Origin of the sequence: Psychrobacter sp. AOP5-GZ1-6 (assembly GCF_052376345.1) — a bacterium.
Taxonomy (GTDB): Bacteria; Pseudomonadota; Gammaproteobacteria; order Pseudomonadales; family Moraxellaceae; genus Psychrobacter.
Genome location: NZ_JBQSVP010000163.1, coordinates 1 through 6190 on the forward strand (window position 1 = coordinate 1; position 6190 = coordinate 6190).

Consider the following 6190-nt stretch of genomic DNA (forward strand, 5'->3'; position numbering starts at 1 on the left):
ATAATATATTGGTTATTGGACATTTTGCGGAAGTGAGCCGCCCCAAGTGTCTCGGAGATCGTTTAACCCTTTCAGGCATTGCTGCCTGACTCAAGTAAAACACTCTCCGATATACCCGGGGCGGTTCAGGAAGCTTCGATAATATTCTTAGAGAGCAGAATACAAATTTGGATAACAACCATATGGACTGGGGCTTGGACAAAGTTTACCACTTAGTTACAAGTGCATTCGCTCACTTAAAACTATTTCGAGCAATAGCTACCTTAAACAAAGCTACGAGAATACAGTGGCGCTAGCTTGTGCCTTTATCTGGCTTAAATTATGAATGTTCAACACGCCCTAATCAAATAGAGCTAAAAAAACTAATTTTTTAAAAAGGCATAAAGCCCATTATTATAATCCTCTAAATGCTGTAGCAACTTTTTTTGCTGATTTAAACTTTGTCCTGAACAAAAACTATCTATATAGTAGTCGTCCATTTCACGGAAGCTTTTTTCTAAACCAGTCTGAATATTATCAATCAGTTCCTTTCTATGGCTTTCAACCATTTGCTTCATGATCGTATGGATTTGTAGATTAAGTTTATTTTCTTTTTTATCTTTCATCTTAAAAAAACCATAGGCCGCTCCTGCTGCGATGCCTACTGCTGCCAAAGGCAAGGCAACGGCAGACAGAGCTGCCCCAACGGTCACTACTGATGCGTTGGCTCCCAAAATAGCCGCATAACCTGCTAAAGCAGTTCCTCCTGCACCCAAAACGGTTCCTCCTTTAATAGCAAAGTCTTTTACATCAGTATTACCGGTGCTCCTATAATCAGAAGAGAATATGCCATGACTCTCCATATCCTCTCTCATTTTTTGACTTTCAAGTATTTGAAAGCGCTTGAAGCGATTGATGATTTCACTAGCGTTAATCTCAAAAGCGCTCCTAACGCTTTTGTCATAATTTTGTTCCATACTTGTTCTGATAGGATTGTTGTATCGATGCATGATAGCTGAAAGTTCACTGTTTACCGGAGTATTAGTAGTTAACAAATATGTTTTCAGTTCTTGCTCAAACGACTTATTTTTTAATAATTCATTATATTTTTTATCTACCTCAAGCGTTAAAGATTTTTCAATACGTGCCTCATCACGTCTTAAGTCATCTCTATAGTCATCATAGGTTTCTATTTTTTCACGGGTTTGTCTAATGATGGACTGATGTGCAATCAACTCTCTACGCGCTAAAGCTTCACAAGAATCTTGCACGCTATCTTGTTTAACAGTTTTGGCCTTATCATTCACTTTGAGCTGTAAGTAATCTGTAAAGTTATGAAATAAAGTCTGATAATGGCTGTCTGTTGTAGACTTATCATCTTCTATGACTTTAAAAGCTGAGAGAGCAAAAATTTCCTGTAAATAGTCTCCTGATGTACTGTCCAAATATTCAATAAGCTCACCAGGGTCTTCATTAATTTCATCTATTTTGTTAATAACCGCAATAATAGGCTTGCCCAAATGGGCAATACTAATGATATCTTCAGCAATGTCTGCCTGTCCTAAATGATTGCCATTAATAACCCACACTACCAAGTCCGTTTCAAGAGCGATGCTTTTTGTTAACGCTGAGTTTTGCTGAGTAATAGTCGCAAGCCCTGGCGAATCTAACAACAGTAAGTTTTTAAGCTTATGATGATGAGATTTGACAATAATTTTTTCTATTTTTTTTGCTTGCTCTAAGCTTTCCGCTGCTGTTCCTACAATACTCATGACTTGCTGGTGCTCTACGTTACTGCACTCACCATTCGTAAACTGTACAACCGTGGAGTCTATAACATCATAACCTACTTCCCAAATAACAGATGTCGCCTCTAACATATCTGTAGGTGAGACCTTATAGCCCACAAGAGCATTCATTAAGGTTGACTTTCCAGCTTTTACTTCACCGATTAAGGTCACTCGCAAAGTTGTTAGGATGTTTCTTTGAATTTTTACTAAGTCAGCCTCTACTTTTTTAATATTTTTTAACGCATCCTGACTAATCATATCAGGAACACTATCATCAGCTCTTACAGGGGACTGCTGCAAGTAATCTGTAAAGTCATTACACCATTGCTCAAGCTTTATTTGCATTTTTTTGTCTCAATAAATATAGCGATAAAGAAGGTTTTAGTTGAATGTTTTCTTCAGGAATTTTCTGATTGTTTTTATAAGTTAGATTTAGTTCTTCTTTCAGTTGTGTTGTCAGCTGCTTAACATGTTTGAAGTTACTTGGTGTGGGTTCAAAGTGTAATTCGCTGAATATCTGAAAAAGCGATTCTTTTATTTCCTTTTCGGCATTATCCAGCAATTTTTGAAAAACACTATCTATTTGTTCTGATATAGGTGCTAAAATATTTTCCGTCAAATGTTGGGTTAGTTTTGATTTTGTCGCATTAATTTTGCGTCCTTTTGAAAACCCAAAGAAGACATCTGCAGCCCCTGCTAATAAACCAATAGGACCTAATAAAATCATTCCTGCTACTGCCAGACCACCACCTATCAACATTGAGGTTTCATCTTCACCAGAAAAACTAATGTCGGAAGCATTCATGGTAAGAGCACTGGATTTTTTGTTGTGACCCCCTATAGCCATGGGGTAGAGAGTTTCACTAAGGTGTTTAAATCTTTTAAACTTTTTATTATTTAACTTTTTTTGCCCAGTGATAAAGTCAGAAGTATACTGCTGGTTATTGTTTAATAAACGATTAAGTCCCTGTTGCATATCTTCAATTTTGAAAATATGTTCATTTAAAAACGTATTGCGCTCCCTATCTTCAACGATATCTAAATAACTTGCAGCATAGTTATCAATATAAGATTCAACTTCCGTTTTATAGGCATCTAAAAAATTAATCTTGGCATTGCCTAAGTCTGTCTGCAAGTCTCGCAGTGATTCTTCTAATAAGCGATAACTGGTATTTAGTAATGTCTCATCTACTGCTAAACGCTCAATATACGGGCTCAAATCTCTAGCATATCGATGCATTAAGTTTTTATTCAGTCGGTCTGATTTTTGCGATATTCTATTAGTACTTTCCTTTGCAAAAACATGGTTAACTCCTTTAAAAATCTCATCATAACCACTACGGTATAGTTTGTCCTCATCATTATTGATGACCGCTTCAAATGCATCTTTGGCAGAAAATGGAATGATTTTCGTAAAAAAACCACCCAATAGCTTTTTTGCTGCCTGTTCTGCTCTTTTTACGCCCTCATCGCCTGTAGCATTGCGTATTAGGTCAATTCTATTGAGTACAGCAATTTTATTGGTTGTCGTAACGCCATCGCTAGTCTCTTCAAAATCTCGCAGTAGCGCTTCTGGTGTCGCTGCGGCTAGGGTCGTGGCATCAAGTACCCATATCATCCCATCTGCTTGACTGAATGCGGTAACATCCTCTCCCACATAGTTGATGGCATCTTTGCCCGAATGATTTTGTCCCACTCCAGGCGTGTCTATGATTGAGAATTTATTTAAAATAGACTTACTTTTACTATCAACGTCTATAGCCCATTCTATTTGTCTGATATTAGAGCGATATAAATAAAGGTCATTTAGGTTGCGTGTAATGCCTTCTTTTTCTTCTAAAGTGAGATTGGGATACAGTCGATAATGCTCGCGTCTCTTTGCTAAGATATCCTTTTCACTATCTTTGCGTTTTTTTTCTTCCGCTTGTACTATTTCTTTGGCTTCTTTTTGATTGGTTATCCTGATAGGAGAGCCATCTTTATAATGAAGGATTGCCTGCTTTGTGTCTGCATCAAAGAATCTATCCACCTTCCACGTTTTGGGTAGCACACCAACCGTAGCGACATCTTGTCCTACTAGTGCATTAATAAGTGTGGATTTTCCAGCTTTACCTGCGCCAATAACATATAACGAAAAAGGCTGTGATATGTCATTTTTGGTGGCTAGTATTTCACTATTTAAGCTTTTGGAGTCACTTATAAACTTATCAAACTCAGATTTTTCGCTGTTGGTATTGCTAGTATAGCTCTGTAAGTTATCAATGATACCAGAGGCATGATTATATTTTTCTTGTAGAAAATTCAAAAAATCAAGCTTAATTTCCTGTAAGTGCTCGTCATTCTTTTCCATCTGTTTTAGATGGTCTTTCTTTAGAGAAATGTCAAAACCATTCTCCAATGCAGGATAATTTCTTAATACGTTATCTAGTAAGTGCCGATAGGTATCAAGCAGAGATTGCTCGGATAACTTCTTAGTCATAACCAATTACCTTACAACAATAGAGTAGATCAGAAATGTCATAGGCAGTCCAAGACAAATAACAATAGCAATAGCCACATATAAGATAGTACGTACAACGCTCTTTGTTTTAGCTTCTAGTGCGCTATTGAGTTCATTAGAGGTCTTATGGTTTTTTAATTTCAATTCAGACATTTCTGAGTTACTAATCTTAAAGCTGGTCTCTATTTTTTGTTTTAACTTTTCAACTTCACCTGCCAGTAGGCGTTCATTGATAGCAATAAGGTTATTTGATTCATTTTTTATGGCGTTACGAATGTCACTGTAATGCTGATGTAATAATTTTTCGATAGACTGTAACGCTAAGCTTTGGTTATTCAGCGTCAAGGGAATGTCTTCATTCAGATTCTTGAGATTATTGTTTATTTCTACTAAATGATTTTTACTGACTTGTTCTAATGTTTTAGCGTGTGTATTGCTAGTCTCGCTTAAAAGGGCCGCATGCACTGCTAACTGTTTAGCGATAGCTGCATTAGCATTATTTAAGCTACTATCTATATCTGATAAGTACTTTTTACCAATATTTTCTAAAGCTTTAGGGTGAGATTTGCTAGCATTTTCTAGCAGTATGGCATGTTTGTCTAGTTTGCTTGCAATGCTATCGTTAATTTTTCCTAAATTCTTATCTAATCCTGATAAGTATTTATCACTTACATCTTCTAAGCTTTTAGGATGTTTTTTGCCGACTTCTGTGAGAAGTAAAGCATGTTTTTCTAAATTATCGACAATGTCACTATTAATTTTTTTGATATTTTTATTGGCATCTAATAGGTATTTTTGACTTACTTGTTGCGATAAGCTCAACACCAATTCATTAAACTCTTTTTGCAAGGCTTGCTGTTGTGCTAAATCTTCAGTATCCATAATACCTCCGTCAAAAAATTAAATAGTATAAGTATCTAAGGTACTACCCAATGTATAGACCAAATTATCATAAAATCAAGATAGAATTGGGTTGATAAAACGATTTATTATCCGAACTATTGTTAGCCAGATAAACCTGTGCAGGAGTATGGTAATCGAGCGACTGATGTAAACGCTCATGATTGTAAAACTCGAATATAGGTGATACCTGTACTCCATACTTGATTACAACGGCTAATCGGTACATGCCTAAGCAAATACGGGTAAACTTGATGCTCAGAGTTAGGCTTACTCGTGTTAGGATGCTGATAAATAGCGTCTAGCCCCATTTGCCGTAGTAATCGCCTAACTCGCTTTTCCCCCACTTGATAGCCTAGTTGCCTCAAATACGCTGTCATGCGTTTAACCCCATAAAGTGGGGTCTTGGTGTACTGCTGGTCAAGCAAGTTCATCAGGGTAATATTAAGCTCGCTGATGGGCTTTGGCTGATAGTACAGACTTGAGCGGTTGATACCGAGTAATTCACATTGCTTACGAACACTAAAATCCTTGTTATCAGGTTCTAGCAGTTGTTTACGAGTGCTCAGGGTAGCTGTGAGGACTTTTTTTAAGCCAGTCTCTTTCGCTTATGACTTGCCCTAGTTGCCTATGTAGTTCATCGATAATAGCTTGCTGGGCTTGTTCGTTAGCTTGCTGTTTAGTATTGAATGCAGTAGGGATAACTGCCAAAGCCTGCTTTTTCCAGTTGCTGATTTGGGTTGCATGCACGCCATACTCTGCGGTTAAATCGTTGAGGGTCTTGTGTTCTTTGAAGGCTTCAATGGCAACTTTGCTTTTAAATTCAGCATTGTGACGTTTACATACTTTTGTCATTAGATAGACCTCTTTTTCTAAAGGTTATTCTATCTTATTTGCTACAATTTTTTGGTCTAGTTTTCTGGGAGTATTATAATCCTCTGATAGGATAATAGCAATATATAGTCGACTTTTATGAAGATGCTCTGTTATAGAACTAGGGTCTGTTGAACATTCATAATTT

Annotated in this window: 3 protein-coding genes and 2 pseudogenes; 1 reads left to right on the forward strand and 4 read right to left on the reverse strand. The window is 36.9% G+C overall.

Annotation, left to right across the window (positions count from 1 at the left end; translation table 11 throughout):
- Positions 1-125 precede the first annotated feature (125 nt).
- Positions 126-325: pseudogene (locus ACT3RN_RS14035) on the forward strand (IS5/IS1182 family transposase); the annotation flags it as partial.
- Positions 326-362: 37 nt separating this feature from the next.
- Here the strand turns inward: ACT3RN_RS14035 and ACT3RN_RS14040 are convergent.
- From ACT3RN_RS14040 to ACT3RN_RS14055, 4 genes and pseudogenes are all read right to left on the reverse strand, one after another.
- Positions 363-2114: a dynamin family protein gene (locus ACT3RN_RS14040; RefSeq protein WP_289048057.1), complete on the reverse strand. Its 1752-nt coding sequence runs from the start codon at positions 2112-2114 to the stop codon at positions 363-365.
- Positions 2098-4248 carry a dynamin family protein gene (locus ACT3RN_RS14045; RefSeq protein ID WP_289048056.1) on the reverse strand — a complete coding sequence of 717 codons (2151 nt, stop codon included), beginning with the start codon at positions 4246-4248 and terminating at the stop codon, positions 2098-2100. Before ACT3RN_RS14045 ends, ACT3RN_RS14040 begins: the two co-directional genes overlap by 17 nt.
- 6 nt (positions 4249-4254) lie before the next feature.
- A complete protein-coding gene (locus ACT3RN_RS14050) occupies positions 4255-5151 on the reverse strand; it encodes a hypothetical protein (protein ID WP_289048055.1) in 897 nt (298 codons plus the stop codon).
- 67 nt (positions 5152-5218) lie between these two features.
- Positions 5219-6024 (reverse strand): annotated as a pseudogene (locus ACT3RN_RS14055) (IS3 family transposase).
- Positions 6025-6190: the final 166 nt, after the last annotated feature.